At 66.8% G+C, this 22,680-nt stretch carries 16 protein-coding genes; 7 read left to right on the top strand and 9 right to left on the bottom strand.

Annotated features, from left to right (window positions below; translation table 11 throughout):
* The 7 genes from LRH25_RS29095 (at position 1) to LRH25_RS29065 (ending at position 10,326) form a co-directional block, all read left to right on the top strand.
* Complete coding sequence (locus LRH25_RS29095) at positions 1 to 531, top strand: YfiR family protein (RefSeq protein ID WP_231013024.1); 531 nt, start codon at positions 1 to 3, stop codon at positions 529 to 531.
* A complete protein-coding gene (locus LRH25_RS29090) occupies positions 528 to 2,459 on the top strand; it encodes a putative bifunctional diguanylate cyclase/phosphodiesterase (protein ID WP_231013023.1) in 1,932 nt (643 codons plus the stop codon). Before LRH25_RS29095 ends, LRH25_RS29090 begins: the two co-directional genes overlap by 4 nt.
* 58 nt (positions 2,460 to 2,517) lie before the next feature.
* The gene (locus LRH25_RS29085; RefSeq protein ID WP_141288601.1) at positions 2,518 to 4,845 is read left to right on the top strand and encodes a YCF48-related protein; all 2,328 of its coding nucleotides are present in this window, start codon (positions 2,518 to 2,520) and stop codon (positions 4,843 to 4,845) included.
* Between the two features lie 299 nt (positions 4,846 to 5,144).
* Entirely contained in the window at positions 5,145 to 5,576 is a 432-nt protein-coding gene (locus LRH25_RS29080) for a hypothetical protein (protein WP_141288602.1), read from the top strand.
* A gap of 32 nt (positions 5,577 to 5,608) precedes the next feature.
* Complete coding sequence (locus LRH25_RS29075) at positions 5,609 to 7,846, top strand: copper-transporting P-type ATPase (RefSeq protein WP_425551810.1); 2,238 nt, start codon at positions 5,609 to 5,611, stop codon at positions 7,844 to 7,846.
* Between the two features lie 316 nt (positions 7,847 to 8,162).
* Positions 8,163 to 8,555, top strand: coding sequence for a BlaI/MecI/CopY family transcriptional regulator (locus LRH25_RS29070; RefSeq protein ID WP_141288603.1), 393 nt, complete (start codon positions 8,163 to 8,165; stop codon positions 8,553 to 8,555).
* 13 nt (positions 8,556 to 8,568) lie between these two features.
* Positions 8,569 to 10,326 (top strand): M56 family metallopeptidase, encoded by a 1,758-nt coding sequence (locus LRH25_RS29065; protein WP_231013022.1) that lies wholly within the window; start codon positions 8,569 to 8,571, stop codon positions 10,324 to 10,326.
* A 7-nt stretch (positions 10,327 to 10,333) separates the two neighbouring features.
* Here LRH25_RS29065 and LRH25_RS29060 read toward each other — a convergent pair whose 3' ends face one another.
* The 9 genes from LRH25_RS29060 to LRH25_RS29020 all read right to left on the bottom strand — a co-directional run bounded on the left by LRH25_RS29060 (position 10,334) and on the right by LRH25_RS29020 (position 22,578).
* A complete protein-coding gene (locus LRH25_RS29060; RefSeq protein WP_231013021.1) occupies positions 10,334 to 11,419 on the bottom strand; it encodes a protein-glutamate methylesterase/protein-glutamine glutaminase in 1,086 nt (361 codons plus the stop codon).
* Positions 11,420 to 11,449: 30 nt separating this feature from the next.
* Positions 11,450 to 12,043 carry a chemotaxis protein CheD gene (locus tag LRH25_RS29055; RefSeq protein ID WP_141290062.1) on the bottom strand — a complete coding sequence of 198 codons (594 nt, stop codon included), beginning with the start codon at positions 12,041 to 12,043 and terminating at the stop codon, positions 11,450 to 11,452.
* 77 nt (positions 12,044 to 12,120) lie between these two features.
* Complete coding sequence (locus LRH25_RS29050; protein WP_141290061.1) at positions 12,121 to 12,933, bottom strand: CheR family methyltransferase; 813 nt, start codon at positions 12,931 to 12,933, stop codon at positions 12,121 to 12,123.
* Positions 12,934 to 12,961: 28 nt separating this feature from the next.
* The gene (locus LRH25_RS29045; RefSeq protein WP_141290060.1) at positions 12,962 to 14,263 is read right to left on the bottom strand and encodes an EAL domain-containing response regulator; all 1,302 of its coding nucleotides are present in this window, start codon (positions 14,261 to 14,263) and stop codon (positions 12,962 to 12,964) included.
* 34 nt (positions 14,264 to 14,297) lie between these two features.
* Positions 14,298 to 16,238, bottom strand: a complete 1,941-nt coding sequence (locus tag LRH25_RS29040; protein WP_231013020.1) for a methyl-accepting chemotaxis protein — start codon at positions 16,236 to 16,238, stop codon at positions 14,298 to 14,300.
* A gap of 41 nt (positions 16,239 to 16,279) precedes the next feature.
* Positions 16,280 to 16,846, bottom strand: coding sequence for a chemotaxis protein CheW (locus LRH25_RS29035; RefSeq protein WP_231013019.1), 567 nt, complete (start codon positions 16,844 to 16,846; stop codon positions 16,280 to 16,282).
* A gap of 37 nt (positions 16,847 to 16,883) precedes the next feature.
* A complete protein-coding gene (locus LRH25_RS29030) occupies positions 16,884 to 18,689 on the bottom strand; it encodes a methyl-accepting chemotaxis protein (RefSeq protein ID WP_231013018.1) in 1,806 nt (601 codons plus the stop codon).
* Positions 18,690 to 18,744: 55 nt separating this feature from the next.
* Positions 18,745 to 20,775, bottom strand: coding sequence for a methyl-accepting chemotaxis protein (locus LRH25_RS29025; RefSeq protein ID WP_141290059.1), 2,031 nt, complete (start codon positions 20,773 to 20,775; stop codon positions 18,745 to 18,747).
* A 105-nt stretch (positions 20,776 to 20,880) separates the two neighbouring features.
* The gene (locus LRH25_RS29020; RefSeq protein ID WP_231013017.1) at positions 20,881 to 22,578 is read right to left on the bottom strand and encodes a methyl-accepting chemotaxis protein; all 1,698 of its coding nucleotides are present in this window, start codon (positions 22,576 to 22,578) and stop codon (positions 20,881 to 20,883) included.
* Positions 22,579 to 22,680: the final 102 nt, after the last annotated feature.

Raw genomic sequence — 22,680 nt, 5'->3', positions numbered from 1 at the left:
ATGCGCCTGTCCTGCACGTCCTTCTTCAGGCGGCTGTGCTGGCTGCCCGGCCTGGCCGTGCTGGGCCTGCCGCTGGCGCACGCCGTCGAGCGGGCCGACCTGGAGTCGGCCATCGTCTACAACCTGCTGCAGTACGTGGAATGGCCCGCCGAGGCCCTGCCGGCTGCCGGTGGTGCGCTGGTGCTGTGCCTGGCGCAGGGCAGCCCCTTGCGCGGCCCGGTCAAGTCGCTGGAAGGCCGGCCGGTGGGGCCGCTGCGGCTGGCGGTGCGCACGCTGGAGCCGGCTGAGGCGCCGCATGGCTGCCATGCCTTGTTCATCGACGGCGAGCCGCCCGCCCGCCACCGCCCACCGCGGGCCACTGCGTTGCTGCTGATCGGCGACGGCCCGGCCCAGCCCGACGACGGCATCACCATCCGGCTGGCGCAGGCCGATGGCCGCATGGTGTTCGAGATCGACCTGGTCGAGGCCCGGGAAGCCAGGCTGCAGGTCAGCTCACGCCTGCTGCGGCTGGCACGAAAGGTCACTGGATGAACCGGCCAGACCCCGCCCCGCTGCCTTTCCAGGCCCTTCGCGAGACACCTGCCGTGCCGCTGCTGGCCCGTGCCCAGCGCCGCGGCCTGGGCCGCCAGCTGACCCGGGCGGCCGTGGCATCGGCCGGCGTGGCGCTGGCCGTGGCCGGGCTGGTGTTGAACCTGTCGCTGCATGCCTGGTCGCGTGTCGCGTTGCATGAAGATGCGCTGGTGCAGGCCCGGATGGCGGCCGACAACAGCGCCGCGGCCTTGTTGTTTGCCGATGTCAAGGCGGCCACCGAAACCCTGGCCTCGCTGCGCGCGGCGCCGGCCGTCGCCGAGGCGCTGCTCTACACCCCCGATGGCCGGCTGTTTGCCAGCTACCGGCGAAACGCGGGCGGCAGCGATGACGGCATGGTGGTGGAAACGCTGGTCGAACTCAAGCAGCGGGTGGTCGGCCGCATCGTGCTGCGGGTCTCGCTGACGCCGCTGCACGAACGCGCGCTGATCTTCGCGCTGCTGACGGTGGTCTCGGCGCTGCTGGCGCTGGTCATCGCCTACCTGCGGGTGCGGCGGGTCCGCCGGGCCATCGACCACACCGAGGCCAGGCTGGACCAGCTGGCCTACTTCGACCCTGTGACCGGCCTGTACAACCGCCACGCCGCCAACGAGCACCTGCGCGCCATGGTCGACAGCGCCCGCGCACTGGGCCATGGCTTCGTGCTGATGCTGCTGGACCTCGACGACTTCAAGCTGATCAACGACACGCTGGGCCACGTCGTCGGCGACGAGGTGCTGCGCCTGCTGGCCGGGCGGCTGCAGCGCGGCCTGCGCCGCAATGACCTGGTGTTCCGCTTTGGCGGCGACGAGTTCATCGTCGTGTGCGAGCACCAGGGCGATGACGAAGCGCTGGACCGGCTGGGTCGGGCCGCGCTGGCCTGCCTGGACGCACCGCTGCAGGCCGGCGGGCAGGAGATCCATGCCCGCGGCAGCGTCGGCCTGGCACGTTTCCCGTCCGATGCAGACAGCGCCGAAGCCCTGCTGCGCGCGGCAGACACCGCGATGTACGCCGCCAAGGCCAGCGGCAAGAACACCTTCGCGGTCTTCAGCCGCTCGATGAACGAGGCTGCGTCTTCGCAGCTGCAGCTGGACGCCGAGCTGCGCCGGGCGATCCGCGGCGACGAACTGCTGCTGCACTACCAGCCCATCATCGACCTGCGCCAGGGCCGGGTCATAGGCACCGAGGCGCTGGTGCGCTGGCAGCACCCCGAGCGCGGCCTGCTGATGCCGGCTGCCTTCATCGACATGGCCGAACGCACCGGCCTGGTCAGCGACCTCGGCGCCTGGGTGCTGCAGGCCGCCGCGCGCCAGCAGGCGGCCTGGCGCGAAGCCGGCCTGGGCCAGCTGTTCATCGCGGTCAATGCCTCGGGCCGCCAGTTCAAGCGCAGGCTGCTGGAGCAGCAGGTGGCCGACGCGCTGGCCAGCAGCGGCGCCGACCCCGGCCGGCTGCAGATCGAGATCACCGAGCACACGCTGGTCGAAGACGTGGCGGCCAATGTCGGCACGCTGGCTGCACTGCGCGCGCGAGGCGTACAGATCGCCATCGATGACTTCGGCACCGGCCTTTCCTCGCTGGCCTACCTGAAGCGCCTGCCGATCGACAAGCTGAAGATCGACCGCAGCTTCGTGCGCGACCTGCCAGACGCCGCCGAAGACGGCGCCATCGTCGAAGCCATCGTCTCGCTCGCCCACGCACTGGGCCTGCAGGTGGTGGCCGAAGGCGTCGAGACCGAGCGCCAGCAAGCCTGGCTCACCCAGCGCGGCGTGGCCCACGCCCAGGGCTACCTGTTCAGCCGCCCGGTGCCCCCCGAGCAGATCCCCGAAGCCATCCAAGCCGTGGCCGCCCGCTGGGGCCAGCAAGACAGCGCGGGCTTCGCCAGCGGGATCTGAGCCGCTTCACGCGTCTTTACAATCCCGCCGGTTCAAACAAGACCACGGGGAGTGAGGAATGACGAGCCGACAAAAAAGGCCCGGGTGGGCGCATGCGTGCCTGCAACTGGGCATGGGGCTGGTGGTCAGCATCGCGCTGAGCGCGTGTGGGGGCGGTGGCGGGGACGAGCCCGGGGGGGCAGCGCCCGAGAAGTTCCAGATCGTTGCGCCTACGGTGGCAGACGCAGACCAGCCTGTGGCATTCAGGAGCACGCTGGGGAGTACCACCGGCCTGACCCTGAGCTGGGACTTTGGCGACGGCAGCACCAGCCATGAAGCTGAGCCATCCCACCGGTACGCCAAGGCCGGCGACTACGAGGTGTCGCTCGCGGCGACCGACGCCGCTGGCGGGGTCTACAAGATCAGCGTTCCGGTTTCGGTGCGGCACCTGGCGAATGTGAACGGTGCCGTTTGCAGTGGCGCCGAGCAGGGTGGCTGGTGCTGGCAGCATCCGCTGCCGGTTGGCAATGACACGCCCAACATCTGGTTTTTGGACGCGAAGATCGGCTGGGCGGTGGGCAGTGCGGGCCAGATCCTGAAAACCATCGACGCTGGGGCTACCTGGCAAGCACAACGATCCGGCGTTGACAGCACCCTGTTGCAAGTGGTGTTCGCGGATGCGAACAATGGTTGGGTGTTTGGCGACGGCGCGACCCTGTTGCACACCACAGATGGAGGCCAGCACTGGATCCAGCAGGCGCTGGGATTGCAGTCGCTGCACGACTACGATCATCAACTCGTTGTGTCAGATGCTCAACATGCCCTGCTGTCGGGCAATGAGTCTCGAGTCACTGCTGATGGTGGTGAACATTGGGCGGTGATCGAGGCAGTGGATCATCCGGTGGTCACCAGCCCCACAACGATTTGGTCGTACGGATCGTATGGACCCAGCCGAAAGGTTCTTCGTTCAACCGATGCTGGCCAGCACTTTTCTGTGAGTTTGGCGGATGCTGAGGAGGGCTTGCCAGGATACCCGGGCAGGCAGTTGGTCGACGCCAATTTCTTCGACGATCAACATGCCAAGCTGCACACCTATGACTATTTCTCCGGCAAGCTGGAGTACATGGATACGGCTGACGGCGGGATCACTTGGCAAGACATCCGGCCTGCCGCGTTGCCGACCGATGGAGCCACCTGGCGCGCAAAATTTTTCAGCCAAAAAATTGGTTGGGGTCTATCCGGCGCCGGCAAGCTCTATCGCACCACGGACGGCGGTATCAATTGGGCGCTCAGCGGCGAGCGCTCGGACTATCTACTGTCGAATGTCGACTTTCTTGATGGCCAGTCCGTCTCTACCTCGGGCAGCGGTGACGGCAGGTTTCATCTGACCAGGGATGGTGGTGCCAACTGGACTTCGTTTGTGATCGAAGACCAGCAGCTTTTTTATACGCCAACGATTCGGCAACTGGGTGACGTGCTGCTGCTGACCGTCAACGAACGAACCTATCGCTCTGCTGATAACGGTTTGACGTGGCAGCGTGTGCTCGGCAATGATCCGAAGGACGACTATGGCGCCGTCGTCGGCATCTGGATGTTTGACGGCCGCAAAGGTCTTGCGTCCACCTCCAGCGGCTGGCTTCTGGATACCTCGGATGGAGGCGCAACTTGGCAGCGGCGCGCCACGGTGGAACCTCATGGTCCATCGCTGGGGAAGCTTCAGTTCTCCGATGCCGTGAACGGCTGGATGCTGTCGTGGGAGAGTGGACTGCTGCGAAGTTCAAACGCGGGTCAATCATGGTTGCAGCCGGCGGGTAGTGTGGAACGCAATCTGTCGGATTTTCAATTCATTGATTCCGCAACCGGATGGAGCGTCGGTGACGACGGCTCCATTTACAAAAGTAACGACGCCGCACAGAGTTGGACAAAGATCGGCAGCGCAGCAAGCGGGTTGTTGGGCGTGCGCTTCTTCGATGACCAAGTCGGTTTGGTGGTGGGGTACGCCGGCCTCATTTCCCGCACCGCGGATGGTGGCGCCACCTGGACGTCACGTGCTTCCAACACAGGTGCTCGTCTGCAGCGTGTGTACTTTTCTACCGGCATGGACGCATGGGCCATCGGTGCTCAAGGCACGCTGCTTCACAGCAGTGATGCTGGGTTGACCTGGAAGAGCGTGCCGTTGCCGACACAAGCGCTGCTGACTGACATCCAGTTCAATGGACCGCTCAATGGCTGGATCGTGGGCGACCGCGGCACGGTGCTGAGTACCCGCGACGGTGGCAAGACCTGGGTGATTCAGCCAACAGGCACAGGTAGAACGCTGTGGTCGGTCTACTTCGACGACCCACTCACGGGTTGGATGGGTGGCGACGCCGGCACCGTGCTGTCCACCGCAAACGGCGGCCGTTGATCCTGTTGCCCGGAGCAAAACGGCCAGCACCGAAAGGCGCTGGCCGTTTTTTCTTTCCGCCCAACCCCTCACCGCCCCCATGTCGATCACCGCGCTGAGTGCGCTGGGTGCGCTGGGTGCGCAGGTCCATGTTCTCGGGCTCGGGCTCGTGCACGCGCAGGGCCAGGCCTTGCTGCCGCCGCTGACCCTTGCCTTTGCGGGTCTTGACTTGACCTGCATCAACGGCGGGCATAGGGGCCGGGTGCAACCTGTCCTCAAGGGGCGCGGATGGCGCATCCAAAACACAAGGAATCGTCACCATGAAACTCGCCCCCGGTTTGAGCGCGCTGGCCGTCGCCTTGTTGGCCGGATATCCGGCGATGCCCGCAAGGGCCGCCAACGAGGCTGAAGAACAGGCTGCGCACCACCCCGCCAGCCCTGTGGCATTGCCCGCGCCTGCCGGCTACGACCAGCAGATGAAGAAGATGCAGGAAATGCACCAGCAAATGGCCGCTGCCAAGTCGCCCGAGGAGCGCGCCGCGCTGATGAAGGATCACATGAAGGCCATGCAGGACGGCATGGGGATGATGGACCAGATGCGCGGCGCAATGATGGGCGGCAAAGCCGTGGCCGGTGGCAAGTCGGCAATGCCCATGGACGCTTCGATGATGAGGCGCCGCATGGACATGATGGACATGATGATGCAGATGATGATGGACCGCGAGGCAATGAAGGCCGCGGCACCCCAGTAAAGGGAGACTGCAGACAGGAACAGGAGAGCGCCATGACAAGCCACACGGATACACCCCGCAGCACTGCACATCACGGCCAGCATGTGATGCCTGACGGTATGGTGATGGGTGGTACCCCCGCTGCGGCAAAACTGTCGGCCGAGGGCGGCCACGGCCAGGTCGAGTACACCTGCCCGATGCACCCGCAGGTGCGCCAGATGGGCCCGGGCAATTGCCCCATCTGCGGCATGACGCTGGAGCGGGTGTTGGCGACGGCGGATGCCGGAGAGAGCCCAGAGCTGCGCGACATGACGGGGCGTTTCTGGATTGCCACGGCACTGACGCTGCCGGTCTTCGCGCTGGAGATGGGTGGACACCTCTTCAACATCCATCACCTCATCGCGCAGCAGACCTCGAACTGGGTGCAACTGCTGCTGGGAACGCCGGTTGTGCTGTGGGCCGGATGGCCATTCTTCGTGCGCGCCGTGGCGTCCGTGAAGAACCGAAGCCTGAACATGTTCTCGCTCATTGCGCTCGGCACAGGGGCGGCCTGGATCTACAGCATGGTCGGAACTCTTGCGCCCAGCCTGTTCCCGGCCGAGCTCCGGTTGGCTGTTGGTGCCGTGCAGATCTACTTCGAGGCGGCGGCCGTCATCACCGTGCTGGTGTTGCTGGGCCAGGTGCTCGAACTCCGGGCACGCGAGAAGACATCGGGTGCCATCAAGGCCTTGCTCGGGCTTGCGCCGAAAACGGCGGTCAAGGTGAAGGCCGATGGCACTGACGAAACCGTTCAGGTGGACGCCATCCAGGTTGGCGAGTTCTTGCGCGTGCGTCCCGGCGAGAGGGTGCCGGTCGACGGTGAACTCACCGAAGGCAAGGGCAATGTGGACGAGTCGATGGTCACTGGCGAGCCCATTCCGGTCGCGAAGGCCCTTGGCGCCAAGCTGACAGCCGGAACACTCAACCAGACAGGCGGCTTCGTGATGCGCGCTGAGAAGGTCGGCGCGGACACGCTGCTGGCCCAGATCGTCCACATGGTGGCCGCGGCGCAGCGCAGCCGCGCGCCCATCCAGCGCATGGCCGACCTGGTCGCGGGCTGGTTCGTGCCGGTGGTCATCCTGATGGCGGTGCTCACGTTTGTCGCCTGGCTGGTGTGGGGCCCGCCGCCGGCCTTCAGCTACGCGCTCGTCACAGCGGTCGCCGTGCTCATCATTGCCTGTCCATGCGCGCTGGGCCTGGCCACGCCGATGTCCATCATGGTCGGCGTTGGCAAGGGTGCGCAACATGGCGTGCTGATCCGCGACGCCGAAGCGCTGGAGCGCATGGAGAAGGTCGACACGCTGGTGCTCGACAAGACGGGGACCTTGACCGAAGGTCGCCCGAGCGTCGTTCAGGTCGAACCGGCCCGAGGTTTCAGCAAGGACGACGTACTGCAGAAGCTCGCGAGCGTCGAGCGGGCCAGTGAGCACCCGCTGGCCACGGCCATCGTCAACGCCGCGCAGGAGGGCAGGCTGAACCTGTCGGCAGTCACCGACTTCGATTCTCCCGTCGGCAAGGGCGTGGTCGGCACGGTCGACGGAAGGCGAGTGGTCTCCGGCAGCGCGAAGTTCCTGGCCGAGCGTGGCATCGACTGTGCGCCATTGAATCAGCCGGCAGAAGCGCAGCGTGCCAACGCGGCCACCGTCATCTTCGTCGGGGTCGACGGCAAGCTTGCGGGCTTTGTGGCCATCGCCGATCCCATCAAGGCCACGACGCCCCAGGCGCTTCAGGCCTTGAAGGCCGCGGGCATTCGCATCGTGATGCTGACGGGTGACGGCAAGACCACGGCCGAAGCGGTCGGCAGGCAGCTCGGCATCGACGAGGTCGTCGCCGAGGTGCTTCCGGAAGACAAGGTCGCGGTGGTGCAGCGCCTGATGAAAGAGGGAAGGATCGTGGCCATGGGCGGCGACGGTGTCAACGATTCACCGGCGCTGGCCGCCGCGACGGTCGGCATCGCGATGGGCACCGGGACGGACGTGGCCATGGAGAGCGCCGGCATCACGCTGCTCAAGGGCGACCTGATGGGCATTGTTCGCGCGAGGACCTTGTCGCAGGCCACGATGCGAAACATCCGGCAGAACCTCACGCTGAGCTTCGTCTACAACGTGGCCGGCATCCCGCTTGCCGCCGGTGTGCTCTATCCCTTGTTCGGGCTCTTGCTGTCGCCTGTCGTTGCCGCCGCGGCCATGGCGCTGTCATCGGTCAGCGTCATCGGCAATGCGCTTCGGCTGCGAGCGCTGAAGCTGGAATAGGCGAAAAGCAAAGGCAGCTCTGCGCTCAGCCCTTCACTTCGCCGCGTTCCAGCCGTTCTTCAGAGGTGGCGATGATCTCGTGGCCTGGCACCGCGGGTCCAGGGCGCCAGCGGGCTGCCGAGTTGATGGGCAGCGTGGCCGACGACCTGCATGCGTGTCTCCGAAGGGATGGTTCGAGGCAGCGGCGTCCGCAGGAGCAGCCGGGTAGCAAAGGACACTTTGGCGACACCGCGCGACAGGTCAGTCGAGCAGGCGCTTGACATCTACTAATCGTTTAGTACTATTCGCCTAATACTTTACTGCGACTGGCTTGGCGATGACCTTACCCCGACCGACCGAAGGCGAGCTCGCGATCCTGCGCGTGCTCTGGCAGAGCGACGGGCCCTGCACCGTGCACCAGGTGCACGAGGTGCTGTCACAGGCCAAGGACACGGCCTACACCACGGTGCTGAAAATGCTGAGCATCATGGCCGAGAAGGGCCTGGTGACACGTGACGACAGCGACCGCCGGCATCGCTACAGCGCGGCCCAGCCCGAGCCCGAGGTGCAGGCCGTGCTGCTGAAGGACCTGATGCAGCGCGCGTTTTCCGGCTCGGCTTTGCAGCTGGTGCAGCGCGCGCTGGATGTGGACAAGGCCAGCGCTTCGGAGCTGGACGCGATTGCCCGCGTGATCGCCGAGGCCAAGGCGCGCCAGCGCAAATCCACCTGAAAGAGGTGCCCCCATGAATCTCTTCGAACACATCCAGGCCGCGCTCGCGCTGAGCCTGTTGCATGCCTTGTGGCAAGGCACGCTGTTGGCCCTGCTGGCGGCAGCCGGCATGGCCTGGCTGGGCCCGCAGCGGGCGGCGGCGCGGCATGCGCTGGGCATGCTGGCGCTGCTGACGATGCCGGCGGCAATGGCGGCCACTTTCGTGTCGGCCTTCGCCCCGCAGGGGCCGGCGGACGCACCCGGTGGCGTGGCGGCGACGGACTGGGCCGAGGCCGGGCCGGCGGTGCTGGTCATCGGCGCCAAGCTGATGCAGCTGCCCAGCTGGCTGCCGGGCTGGCTCGCCGGGGCATGGCTCGTGGGCGTGGCGCTGATGGGCCTGCGCGTGGCGCTGGGCCTGCGCCAGGTGCGGGCCCTGGAGCGCCAGCCGTTCCAGCCGTTGCCGGCCGAGTGGGCGCAGCGGGTGCGGCGGCTGAGCCGTGCGCTGGGGCTGGTGCGGCCGGTCGAAGTGCGCCTGCTGGCGCAACTGGAGACGCCTTGCGCCGCGCGCTGGCTGCGCCCGCTGGTGTGGCTGCCGGCCTCGGCGCTGACAGGTCTGTCGCCGGACCAGCTCGAAGCCGTGCTGGCGCATGAGCTGGCCCATGTGCAGCGGCGCGACTGGCTGTGGAACGGGTTGCAGTGCGCGGCCGAATCGCTGCTGTTTTTCCACCCCGCCGTGTGGTGGCTGAGCCGGCGCATCCGCCAGGCCCGCGAGCATGCCTGTGACGACCTGGCCGTGGTGGCCTGCGGCGGCCAGGCCTTGCCGCTGGCCGAAGGGCTGGCAATGCTGGCCGGCGCATCAGCGGCCGGGCAGCGGGCCATCGGCGCGCTGGCGCTCACGGCGGCGCAGGGCCCGCTGCTGGACCGGGTCACGCGCCTGCTGTCGCCCCGGCCGCAGCCGCGGCTGCACTGGCGCCTGCAGGCCGGGCTGCTGGCGGCCTGCGGCCTGCTGTTTGGCGGCGCGCTGCTGGCCGCGCAGCTGCCGCCGACAACTGCGGTTCGCGTCCCTGCGAAGCCGGTGGTTACCGTGGCCGCGCCGTCGCCTGTGGCCAGCGTGGCGCCGGTTGCCGGGGTGGCGCCGGTCGCCGGAGTTGCGCCAGCGCCGGCCCATTCCGCCCTGCCAAAGCCGGCGCCCGTGGCCCAGCCCGCGCCGGCGGCCGCTGCGGCACCGGCCTCGGCTGCCAGCAGCGCGATGCTGCCGCTGGTCACCGGGCACTGGTACAGCCCGGTGGGCAACTCGTTTGAGCTGCACGAAGGCGAGGGCGCCCAAGAGCGCGTCTACAAGCAGTGGGCCGGCTTTGGTGGCGGCGTGAAGGAGAGTTACAGCGTGGGCGGCGAGCCTGCGCCGATCGACGAAGCTGTGCGCCAGTGGGTGGCCAGGCGGGCCGCCGAGCCGCCACCGCTGCCACCAGTGCCTCCGCCGCCGCCCATGTTGCCGCCCGTGCCGGCCATTTCCGACAGCCTGGCTTTCCTGGCGGCCCTGGCCGCTGCAGGGCAGGACCGGCACATCGTCGAGCAACTGGGCACGCCGCTGCGCGCCACGCAAGGCGGTCCTTCGCGGGTGGACAACGACAGTGCCGTGCTGACCCTGAGGCTGAGCGGCCCACGCGGCAGCGCGCTGCTGAGGGCCGTGGGCCGGCACAGCAGTTCGGCCGGCTGGCAGTTCCGGACGCTGGACCTGTCGCCGGCGCCCGGCGGCACCGAACCGGCCTTGGCCCCGCCGGCCCGGTCCTGAGGCTGGCTCACAGCTGCTTCATGATTTCCTGCGCCACGCCGCCCAGCGGCACGATGCGCTCGACGCCGCCGCGCTTGATGGCTTCCTTGGGCATGCCGAAGACCACGCAGCTCTCTTCGTCCTGGGCCACGGTGCGGGCGCCGGCGTTGCGCATTTCCAGCAGGCCGGCGGCGCCATCGTCGCCCATGCCGGTCATGATGATGCCGAGCGCATTCACGCCGGCGGCCTTGGCCACCGAGCGGAACATCACGTCGACCGAGGGCCGGTGGCGGTTGACCAGCGGCCCGTCGACCACCTCGACCATGTACTGCGCGCCGCTGCGCTTCATCAGCACGTGCTTGCCGCCGGGGGCGATCAGCGCGCGGCCGGGCACGATGCGGTCGTTGGTCTCGGCTTCCTTGACCTGGATCTGGCAGATGCTGTCCAGCCGGGCCGCGAAGGCGGCGGTGAATTTCTCCGGCATGTGCTGCACGATCAGGATGCCCGGCGAGACGCGCGGCAGCATGGTCAGGACTTCTTCCAGTGCCTGCGTGCCGCCGGTGGAAGTGCCGATGGCGATCACGCGTTCGGTGGTCTGCGCCATCGCGCGCGGGCTGCCCGAGGCGGGGGCCAGGATCACGTCGGCGGTGTGCTTGACCGGCGCGGTCAGCGGCGCTGCGCCTTCGGCCCGCGGCGAGAGCCGGCGCACATTGGCGCGCGCGGCGGCCTTGACGGTCGAGACCAGGTCGTTGCTGGCTTCGACCAGGAACTGCTTCAAGCCCAGCTTGGGCTTGGTGACGATGGCCACCGCACCGGCGGCCATGGCTTCGAGCGTGGTCTTGGCGCCTTTTTCGGTCAGCGTCGAGCAGATGACGACAGGCGTCGGCCGCTCGCTCATGATCTTGCGCAGGAAGGTGATGCCGTCCATGCGGGGCATTTCCACGTCCAGCACGATCACGTCGGGCCACTGCTGCTTCATGCGCTCCATGGCCAGCAGCGGGTCTGCCACCGCGGCAATCACCACGATGCCGGGCGTTGCGCTCAGCATGCCGGCGACGACCTGCCGTACGACGGCGGAATCGTCGACCACCATGACCTTGATAGCAGCTTGCATTGTTGACTGTCTCCGGCGGCGCGGGGCCGCTCAGCTTGAAGTGGACGGGGGCGCGGACGGCAACGGTGTGCCAAGCGGGAAGGGCAGGGCAGGCAGCACCGGGGACTCGGTCTGCACCGCCATTTGGCGCGCCCACACGTCGCCGCTGCCCACGTCGAAGATGATCTGGCGGTGGCCGTTGCCAAACAGGCTTTCGGACACCACCTGGATGCCATGGCCCTGCAGCAGCCTGCGCGCTGCTTCGCCGTTGCGCCGGCCAATGCCCATCTGGCTGCTGGGCTTGTTCTCGGGGAACATTTCGCCGCCGCCGAAGATCTTGGCCTGGCAGTCGGCGGGCTTCACGTCACGCCGGGCCAGCAGGTCCAGCATCAGGCGCAAGGCCTCGTCGGCATAGCGGCCATCCAGCGTCTCGTCGGCGTGGCGCGACCGGCCGCGCTTGGCCAGCAGGAAATGCGACATCGCGCCCATGCGCCTGGTGGCGCACCACAAGGTGATGGACACACAGGAGCCCAGCAGCGTGCGGATGCGGTGCTGCGCGTCGCCGACAAAAAATTCGCCCGGCTGCAGGAAGACATCGCCCTGCCTGCCGGAAGGCGGCGGCGCGGGGCTCTGGGAAGGGTCCATGGCCAGTCAGCCGCAGCGGGCTTGGCTTGCCAGCGTACAGCTGCCGGGCGTCTGTTGAAGGGGGCGGAAGTCCGGCATCACAGGGGCTTGCGGTAGATGGACGGCGCGACCTGCGTCACCGAGTTGTTGATGTCGTTCAGGCTTTCCGAGTGGCCGATGCAGAAGTGGCCGCCCGGCTTCAGCAGCGACAGCACGCGTGCCACCACCTGGCGCTTGGTGTCGCCATTGAAGTAGATCATCACGTTGCGCAGGAAGATCACGTCGAATTGCCCCAGGCGCGGCAGCTCGGTGTTCAGGTTGGCATGCACGAAGCTGACGCGCTGGCGCAGTGCGCGCTCGACCAGCAGCGTACCTTCCTGCTCGCCGTGGCCCTTCAGGCAGAAGCGCTTCAGGTAGGGCGGCGGGATCAGCCGGGTGCGCTCCAGCGGGAAGTGGCCGGTGCGGGCCTTGGCCAGCACCCGGGTGCTGATGTCGGTGCCCAGCACGTCCCAGGGAGCGCTGCCCAGGCAGTCGGCCAGCACCATCGCGATGCTGTAGCCCTCTTCGCCGGTGGACGAGGCGGCGCTCCAGACGCGGAACGGCTGCGTGCCGCGCGCCGCAGCGGCGGCCGTGGCCAGCTCGCGCAGCAGGTCGAAGTGCTTGGGCTCGCGGAAGAAATAGGTTTCGTTGGTCGTCAACAGGTCCACTGCAGTCTGCACCTCGGCTGGCGCGGAGCCGTCGCGCAGCAGCTTGAAGTACTCGCCGTAGGTGGACAGCTGGTGGGCGGCCAGGCGTTTGGACAGACGGCCGCTCACCAGTGCCTTCTTGGCCGGCGACAGCGTGATGCCGGCGGCCTCGAAGATGAAGCGCTGGAAGTGGCCGAATTCGGTGTCGGTGATCGTCGTGTTCATCGAAGAACTTATCGGCAACTTGCGCGGGTTACTGCAGTGCAGGGTTTTCCGGCGGCAGCTCGGGAGAGGGGCCGGCGCCGGTCGATTCGTGACGCAGCTCGCGCAGGCGCGGCTGGTGGCGCTTGATCCACAGCAGCATCTCGCTGGCCGGCATCGGCTTGGCAATCAGGTAGCCCTGGCCGACGTTGCAGCCGCCTTGCTGCAGCAGCCGCCAGTCCTCCAGCGTCTCGACGCCTTCGGCCACCGTGACCAGGCCCAGCTGGCGCGCCAGTTCGAGGGCCGACTGCAGGATCACCCGCAGGTTGCTGCGCTGGTGTGCGCCGTGCACGAAGGAGCGGTCAATCTTCAATTCAGTGAACGGAATGCGGGCCAGCTGCTGCATCGAAGAGAAGCCGGTGCCGTAGTCGTCGATCGACAGGCCGAAGCCCTTGAGCCGCAGCCGCGCCAGCGCGCCCAGCGCCGTGCCCAGCCGGTCGGCCAGCGTGCTTTCGGTGATCTCCAGCACCACCTGGTCTGCCTTCAGGCCACGTTGCTGCACCAGCGCCGAGACTTCATCGACCAGCGTGGGCCGGTCCAGCAGGCGCTGCGACAGGTTGATTGCCATCGACAGCTTGAGCCCCCGGGCGTTCCATTCCGCGGCCTGGGCCAGGGCCTGGCCCATCACCGAGAGCGTCAGTTCGTGGATCAGGTTTTCTTCCTCGGCCAGCGCCACGAACAGGTCGGGCCGCACAAAGCCCGTGCCGTGCCGGTGCCAGCGCGCCAGCGCCTCCACACCACGCACGATGCCGGTGCGCATGTCCACCTTGGGCTGGTAATGCACGCCCAGTTCGCCGCGGGCAATGGCCGAGGCCAGCTCCTCGCGGCAGATGCTGACGGCCGGGTTCGCAGGAGCCGGTGCGGCGGCGCCCTGGCAGCGCGCCAGCTCGCCAAAGCGCTGCAGCATGGCTTGCAGCGGCGGCAGCGTCAGCGGCTTCTGCAGCCCGCCCAGCACTGGCAGCCCCAGGTTGCGCGCCATCAGCTCCACCGAATGGATCAGCGAAAGCTCGCGGACCGAAGCCACGACCAGCGGGATGTGGATCTGGCGCTGGTGCAACTGCTGGATCAGCTCCACACCGTCCATGCCCGGCATTTCCAAGTCGACGATCAGTAGGTCCGGCGACAGCGCCAGAAGGCCCAGCAGTTCCAGTGCTTCGCTGCCGGTAGCGGCCTCGTAGATCAGCGGCACGCCGAACTGCCGGCACAGGTCGACGGCATGCATGCGCTGCACGCCGCTGTCATCGACGATGAGCAGCGAGCCGACCGGGCAGGGGGTATTGCCGTGCTGCGTCATGCTGGGCCGAGGCGTGGGCGGCTGCGGGAGGGGTTCAGAACCGGGTGAAGTGGGTTTCGTCCGGACCGTGCGCCACGGCCAGCGCCGGGGCGGGCGCGGACGCCACGCGCGGGCTGGGCTTGCGGCTGGCCCTGGCCACAGGCTTGGGGGCAGGCATGGGGGCAGGCACCGGCTTGCGCACTTCGTTGCCGGCCAGCTTGAAGAAGGACATGGCCTGCTGCAGCTGCTCGGCCTGGCTGCTCATTTCTTCTGCCGTGGCGGCCAGCTCTTCGGAGCTGGAAGCGTTCTGCTGCGTGGTCTGGCTGAGCTGGGTCACGGCGCCGTTGATCTGGCCTACGCCGGAGGACTGCTCCTCCGAAGCAGCGGTGATTTCCTGCACCAGGTCCGAGGTCTTGCGGATGTTCGGCACGATCTGGCTCAGCAACTGGCCGGCCCGCTCGGCCAGCTCCACGCTGGACGAGGCCACGGTGCCAATCTCCTGCGCCGCCACCTGGCTGCGCTCGGCCAGCTTGCGCACCTCGGCGGCCACGACCGCAAAGCCCTTGCCGTGTTCGCCGGCACGTGCGGCCTCGATGGCGGCGTTCAGCGCCAGCAGGTTGGTCTGGTAGGCGATGTCGTCGATGATCACGATCTTCTGCGCGATCTGCTTCATGGCCACCACCGTGGCCCTGACCGCCTCGCCACCTTCGGCGGCTTCGGCAGCAGCCTTGGTGGCCATGCCGTCGGTGACCTTGGCGTTTTCGGTGTTCTGCGAGATGGAAGCCGTCATCTGCTCCATCGAGGCGCTGGTCTCTTCGACGCCTGCAGCCTGCTCGCTGGCCGCCTGCGACAAGGCCTGCGCGGTGGCGCTGACTTCCTCCGAAGCACCGGCCAGCGACTCTGCGCCGCTGTTGACTTCGGTCACCACCTCGGCGAGCTTTTCCATCGTGCGGTTGACATAGGCCTTCATCTGGCCGAAGGCGCCCTGGTAGTCGCGCTCGATGCCTTGCGTCAGGTCGCCTTCGGACAGCGCCTCCATGACCCGCACGACGTCGTGCACGCTGGCGCCGGTGGTGGCCATCAACTGGTTCAGGCCTTCGCCCATGTCGCGCTGGAAGCCTTGCAGGCCGTTCAGGTCGATGCGTGCATCGAAGTTGCCGGCGTTGGCCGCGGCTACCACTTGACGCTGGCCGTCCACCACCTGGGCCAGGCGGGTCATCATCTGCTTGACGGCAAACAGCATGCTGCGGGTGTCGTTCTCGCGAAGGTGGATCTCGGCGCTCAGGTCGCCATCGGCCACGCGGCGCAGCAGCTCGGCGGCTTGGGCCGGCTCGCCACCCAGGTCACGCGAGATGACGCGGGTCACCATCAGGCCCAGCAACACCGCCAGCACCACCGACGCGGCGACCACGCCCATCAAGACCATGCGGGCATGCTCGACGGTGACCTGGCCGTTTTCGTTGGCAGCCTTGGCCTGCGACGCGAGTTCGTCGATCAGCTGGCTGACGACTTCTTCGGCGGCATTGATGGCCTTGCGGGCATCGCCGTTGCTCAGCTCGGCAGCGGCAGCGAAGTTGCCGGCCGAGGCCAGGTCCGCCACCTTGTTGTTCTGCGCCAGGTAGTTCGGGATCAGGCCGTCCAGCTTGGTCAGCAGTTCCCTTTCCTTGGGCTGCAGATCGGTCGCGCGGTAGGTGTCCAGCACCTTGCGGAACTTGTCCATGTGGGCTTCGGCGCGCTTGACGGCGTCCTTCACATCGGCCGGTTCCTTCAGCGCAGGCAGCCGCACCATGGCGCGCGAGTGCGCAGTCAGGCGCGCAGCCGCTTCCGCCACGTACTGCGCCGGCACGACGGTGCCGGTGTAGGTGTTGTCCAGCGACTTGCCCAGCTCCGTGATGCGCAGCAGGCCAAAGCCACCGACGATGCCTGTCAGGACCGAGCAGACGAGGAAGGTCAGCAGCAGCTTGTGCGCCAGCTTGAGACGGAGGAACCAGTTCATGGGGAACCTTTGGAAAAACTGAAAGAGAAGGTGGCCGGCGCTCAGTGCGCCAGCGAGGCCGCCTCGGCGGCGACCGGTCCGCCAGCCTGGCCGATTTCGTCGATCGACAGCACATGGTTCACGTCCAGCAGGATCACGAACTTGCCCTTGACCTTGCCCACGCCCTGGATGAACTCGCTGCGGATGCGGGCGCCAAAGGCCGGTGCCGGCTCGATGTCGCTCGATGCGATTTCCAGCACTTCGTTGACCGCGTCGACCACCACGCCGATGACCTGGCGTTCCAGCCGGCCATCGTTGTCGACCTCGGTCTCGACGATGACGATGCAGGTGCGCTTGGTGACATCGCTGGACTTGCGGCCGAAGCGCGCCAGCGGGTCCATCACCGGCACCACCGCGCCGCGAAGGTTGATCACGCCGCGCACGCAGGCCGGCATCATCGGGACCTCGGTCAGGCTGTGGTACTCGATGATTTCCTTGATCGCCAGGATGCCGATCGCGAAGACCTCGCCAGCCAGCATGAAGGTCAGGTACTGGCCGGGCTCGGCAGTTGCCGGTGCCTGCGCTGCGGTGAGGGCGGCGGAAGACGTGTGGGGAACCAGTGCGCTCATGGGGAGGTGTCCTGTGGGCTTGAGTGCTGGGGATCGATCAGAAGCGGGCGAACTGAGATTCGTCGATGCTGTCGGTCGTGGTCATGGCCATGGCGGCGGGGCGTGCAACGGGCGGTCGCGCGCCACCGGCCTGGGCCGGGCGGCCATTGCGGGCTGCCGGCTTGCCAGCCTGGCGAATCGGGGCTGGAGGCAGGCGGCGCTGGCCGCCGCCGCTCAGCTTGAAGAAGGACATGGTCTGCTGCAGCTGCTCGGCCTGGCTGCTCATTTCTTCTGCCGTGGCGGCCAGCTCCTCGGAGCTGGAAGCGTTCTGCTGCGTGGTCTGGCTGAGCTGCGTGACCGCGCCGTTGATCTGACCGACACCGGAAGACTGCTCCTCCGAAGCGGCGGTGATCTCCTGCACCAGGTCCGAGGTCTTGCGGATGTTGGGCACGATCTGGCTCAGCAGCTGGCCGGCCCGTTCGGCCAGCTCCACGCTGGACGAGGCCACGGTGCCGATCTCCTGCGCCGCGATCTGGCTGCGCTCGGCCAGCTTGCGCACTTCGGCGGCCACGACCGCAAAGCCCTTGCCATGTTCGCCGGCACGGGCGGCCTCGATGGCCGCATTCAGCGCCAGCAGGTTGGTCTGGTAGGCGATGTCGTCGATGATCACGATCTTCTGCGCGATCTGCTTCATCGCGACCACCGTGGCCTTGACCGCCTCGCCGCCCTCGGCGGCTTCGGTGGCGGCCCGCGTGGCCATGCCATCGGTGACCTTGGCGTTTTCGGTGTTCTGCGAGATGGAAGCCGTCATCTGCTCCATTGAGGCGCTGGTTTCTTCGACGCCGGCTGCCTGTTCGCTGGCCGCCTGCGACAGGGCCTGCGCAGTGGCGCTGACTTCCTCGGACGCGCCAGCCAGAGATTCGGCGCTGGAATTCACTTCCGCCACCACTTCGGCCATCTTGACCACGGTGGCGTTGACATAGCGCGTGAGGTCGGCATAGACGCCGGGGTACTGCGCCTCGATCTGCTGTGTCAGGTCGCCTTGCGCCATGGCGCCCATCACCCGCACCACGTCCGATACGCTGGCCGCGGTTGAGCCCGCCATGTCTTTCATCGATTGCAGCAACTGGGCGGTTTCGTCCTTGCCCTCGACATCGATGTGGACCGACATGTCGCCTTGGGCCAGTTGATTGGCGACGTTCACCGCCTGGGCAATGGGTCGCGTGATGGCGCGAGTGATGATCCACGCCATGGACATGCCCAAGACCGTGCAGATGCCCAGGATGGCAATGACCCAGTTTCGGGCGCTGGCGTAGCTGCTGGCGGCCTGCTCGGAGGCCTTGACACCGCCATCGATGTTCAGGTCGCTGAGCTTGTCGGCGACCTCGCGCAAGGCGTTGTATCGCCGCAGGGATTCAGCGTCGAGCAGCATCTTGGCTTCGTCGTTCTTGTTTTGCCGTCCCAGGGCCACGATCTTTGTGTGCTCGGCCAGGAATACGTCCAGATCGCTCTTGAATTGGTCGTACATCTTCTGCTCTTCGGGTGAAGCAATCAGCTTGCCGTAGTCATCCCAAAGCTTGCGCGTGGCGGCGATGCGCTCGTTGCTTTCCCGCTCGGCGTTGGCCAGTTCATTGGCCTCGGTAGCGACGATGCTGCGCAACTCCAGCACCCGCAGCCGGTTGAGGTTGGATTTGCTCAGCAGGATGTTTCGAACGCTGGGCATCCAGTTGGTCGCCAGGTCCACAGTGGAGGCGTTGACTGCAGCCAGCTGCGAAATGGCATAAAGCCCCAGGCCGGCCATCAGCACCAGGACCACGGCAAAGGCACCGAACAGCTTTGGTCCGAGTTTGAGATTCTTCAACATGACAGGGTTTTCCTAGCGTGCAAGTACGCGAGCGCAATGCCGGCGTTTGAGGGGTTCAATACCGCGTGAAGTGCGCCTCGTCCACCGCTTCGGCCGTGGCCATCACGGCAGCAGCGCGGCCCTGGGCGAACACTGCCGGGCTGCGGCGTGTCACCGTGCCCGATTTCCTGGCGGACGCGGCGGCGCGGGGCTTAATGTTGGTGGTGGGCGCCGGGCGCTGCTCGGCACGCGCCAGCTTGAAGAAGGCCATGGTCTGCTGCAGCTGCTCGGCCTGGCCGCTCATTTCCTCGGCGGTGGCGGCCAGCTCTTCGGAGCTGGCGGCGTTCTGCTGGGTGGTCTGGCTCAGCTGGGTCACGGCGCCGTTGATCTGGCCCACGCCGGAAGACTGCTCTTCCGAAGCGGCGCTGATCTCCTGCACCAGGTCCGAGGTCTTGCGGATGTTCGGCACGATCTGGTCCAGCAGCTTGCCGGCGCGCTCGGCCAGCTCCACGCTGGACGATGCCACTTCACCGATTTCCTGGGCCGCGATCTGGCTGCGCTCGGCCAGCTTGCGAACCTCGGCGGCGACGACTGCAAAGCCCTTGCCGTGTTCGCCCGCACGGGCCGCTTCGATGGCCGCGTTCAGCGCCAGCAGGTTGGTCTGGTAGGCGATGTCGTCAATGATCACGATCTTCTTGGCGATCTGCTTCATCGCCGCGACGGTGGCCTTGACCGCTTCACCGCCTTCGGCCGCTTCGGCGGTGGCCTTGGTGGCCATGCTGTCGGTGACCTTGGCGTTCTCGGCGTTCTGCGAGATGGAAGCCGTCATCTGCTCCATCGACGCGCTGGTCTCTTCGACGCTGGCGGCCTGCTCGGTGGCAGCCTGCGACAGGGCCTGCGCGGTGGCGCTGACTTCTTCCGATGCACTGACCAGCGACTCGGCGCCGGAGTTGACATCGCCGACGACCTGCAGCAGCTTCTCGATCATCGCGTTGACATAGGTCTGCAGGTCGGCGAACGTGCCTTCGTACTCGCCTTCGACGGTGCGGGTGAGGTCACCGCGGCTCATCGCACCCATCAGGTCGACCACGTCGACCACGCTGCGCAGATTGCTGCGTGCCTTCTCGATGGTGTCGTTGATGAAGGCCTTCTTGCCTGGCAGCTGAGGCATCGGTGCCTCGAAATTGCCACGGCCGAATTCGGCCACGACGCCCATCGCCAGCTTCTTGACCGCGATGTGGGCGGCGACCATGTCGTTGACGCCCTTGGCCATCGAGCGGTAGTCGCCTTCGAAGCGGTTGGCGTCAATGACCACGTCGATGTCGCCCTTGTCGTGCTCCGTGCTCATGTGGTTGAGCTCGGCGATCAAGCCCTTGAGGTTGCTGCGCAGGCGCTCGATGGTGTCGTTGATGAAGGCCTTCTTGCCTGGCAGCTGGGCCATGGGCGCCTCGAAGTTGCCGCGGCCGAATTCGCTGATTACGCCCATTGCCAGCTTCTTCACACCGATGTGGGCGCCGACCATTTCATTGACGCCCTGGGCCATGGTGCGGAAGTCGCCGTCGAACTTGTGGGTGTCGATGAGCGCATCGATCTCGCCGCGCTCGTGCTCGGCGCTCATGTGGTTCATGCCGGCGATCAGGCCCTTGAGGTTGGCCCGCACACGTTCGATGGTCTCGGTGATGAAGGCCTTCTTGCCGGGCAACGCGGCCATTGGCGCGTCGAAGTTGCCACGGCCGAATTCCGCCACCACGCCCATTGCCAGCTTCTTCACCGCGATGTGCGAGCCCACCAGTGCGTTGACCTGGCGCGCCACGTTGGCGAACTCGCCGGGCGGGCGCGTCGTGTCCATCACCGCGTCAATGTCGCCTTGCTCGTGAGCGGCGGCCATGCGGGCCAGGTCGACGCGCATGGCCTGCAATTCGTCCAGCAGCCGGTTGGTGGCTTCCGCCGTGCTGTGCAGCGCTGGCGGCAGTGCGCGCATGTCGACCCGGCCTGACAGGTCGCCAGCGGCAGCAGCCGTCAGCACCTTGGCCAGCTGGGTGTCGATGACGGCGGCAAATGCCGACGCTTCCTGCTGGGTCTGGCGAGTGGTCTTGATTTGGAACATGGCGGTCTCTGGGTAGAAGGGGCGAGGAAGGCGCTGGGCTTGCTGGGCGGGGGCGGAGGGTGTCTGGCAGGACCGCTTATCTGCTGTTCACCCGCTGCGGCAGGGTCAAAAACGAGCGAACTGGGATTCGTCCACGCTCTCTGTGGGCACATGGGCATTGGCCGCGGCAAAAGCCATGCTGGCGGCGGGCTGGAAATTGCCGGCGCGTGGCCGTCCCGGTGAGGCATTGCGGCGTGCGGGGGCAGGGCGCTGCGGGTTGGGGCGCGGGCGCGGCAAGCCAGCGTCGCGGTGGCCGCCGGCCAGCTTGAAGAAGGCCATGGTCTGCTGCAGCTGCTCGGCCTGGCTGCTCATTTCTTCTGCCGTGGCGGCCAGCTCCTCGGAGCTGGAAGCGTTCTGCTGCGTGGTCTGGCTGAGCTGGGTCACGGCGCCATTGATCTGGCCCACGCCGGAAGACTGCTCTTCCGAAGCGGCGGTGATCTCCTGCACCAGGTCCGAGGTGCGGCGGATGTTGGGCACGATCTGGCTCAGCAGCTGGCCAGCCCGCTCGGCCAGCTCCACGCTGGACGAGGCCACAGTGCCGATCTCCTGCGCCGCGACCTGGCTGCGCTCGGCCAGCTTGCGCACCTCGGCAGCCACGACCGCAAAGCCCTTGCCGTGTTCGCCGGCACGTGCGGCCTCGATGGCCGCGTTCAGCGCCAGCAGGTTGGTCTGGTAGGCGATGTCGTCGATGATCACGATCTTCTGCGCGATCTGCTTCATCGCGGCAACGGTGGCCTTCACAGCCTCGCCGCCTTCGGCCGCTTCGGTCGCGGCCTTGGAGGCCATGCCGTCGGTGACCTTGGCGTTTTCGGTGTTCTGCGAGATGGAAGCCGTCATCTGCTCCATCGAGGCGCTGGTTTCCTCGACACCGGCGGCCTGCTCGCTGGCGGCTTGCGACAGCGACTGCGCGGTGGCGCTCACTTCTTCCGAAGCACCGGCCAGCGACTCGGCGCCACCGTTGACTTCGGTCACCACCTGCGAGAGCTTGGTGATCATGTGCTGCATGGACTGCAGCAGCTGGCCGGTCTCGTCGCGGCTGTCGACCTGCACGTCGACCGTCAGGTCACCCTCGGCCAGGCGATTTGCCACATCGACTGCGCGGCTCAGCGGCCGGGTCACGCTGCGGCTGATCAACCAGCCCAGTGCAACGCCCAGCAGCACACCGCCGCCAATCAGCGAGATCATCAGCGTGCGGCCGGAGAGATAAAGGGCCTCGGTTTCCTCGGAGGCCTTCTTGGCGCGCGCTTCCTTTTGCGTGATCAGCTCGTCCAGCATCTTGTCCAGCCGGTCGGCCTTCTCGCGCACGCTTTCGAGCAGGGCGGCCAGGACGTCGTCGCGCTCCGCGAGCTTCTTGGTCGCCGCCAACGAAAGCGCCTGCTGCATTTCGCGTTCGTATTCGGTTGTCAGGCTGGCGTAGCTGCTGAAGATTTCCTTGGCACGGTCGCTGAAGAACAGCGGGCGGGCCTTTTCCAGCAGTTCCTTCATCGCGGCACTGCTTTTGGCGATGGAGGCCAGGTGCTTTTCGCGTTCCGCCTGGCTGGTGGCCAGCAGGAAGTTCGCACGCGCGCGGCCGATGTAGACCAGGTTGATGTTGGCTTCCTTGATGTACGAGAGCCCCATCAGCTCGTTGGTGTACATCGCGTCGGCCTTCTCATTCATCAGCGCGGCGTTGTTGATGCCGATGGCACCGACCACGGCACTGATGGCGGCTACCAGCACAAAGCCGGCAATCAGCCGCACGCCGATCTTCAGGTTCTTGAACATGCAGAATTTCTCCCAGGACGTTTGTGAATTGAAGAGGTATTTGAATCAGGCAGTTGAATCAGGCCGTTGCTTCGCTGGCGACCATGCCCGAATGCTGGCCGG

Origin of the sequence: Ideonella azotifigens (genome assembly GCF_021043325.1) — a bacterium.
Classification (GTDB): Bacteria; Pseudomonadota; Gammaproteobacteria; order Burkholderiales; family Burkholderiaceae_C; genus Ideonella; species Ideonella azotifigens.
Note: the sequence above shows the minus strand (reverse complement) of the source record. Positions and strands in the feature narration are given on the sequence as shown.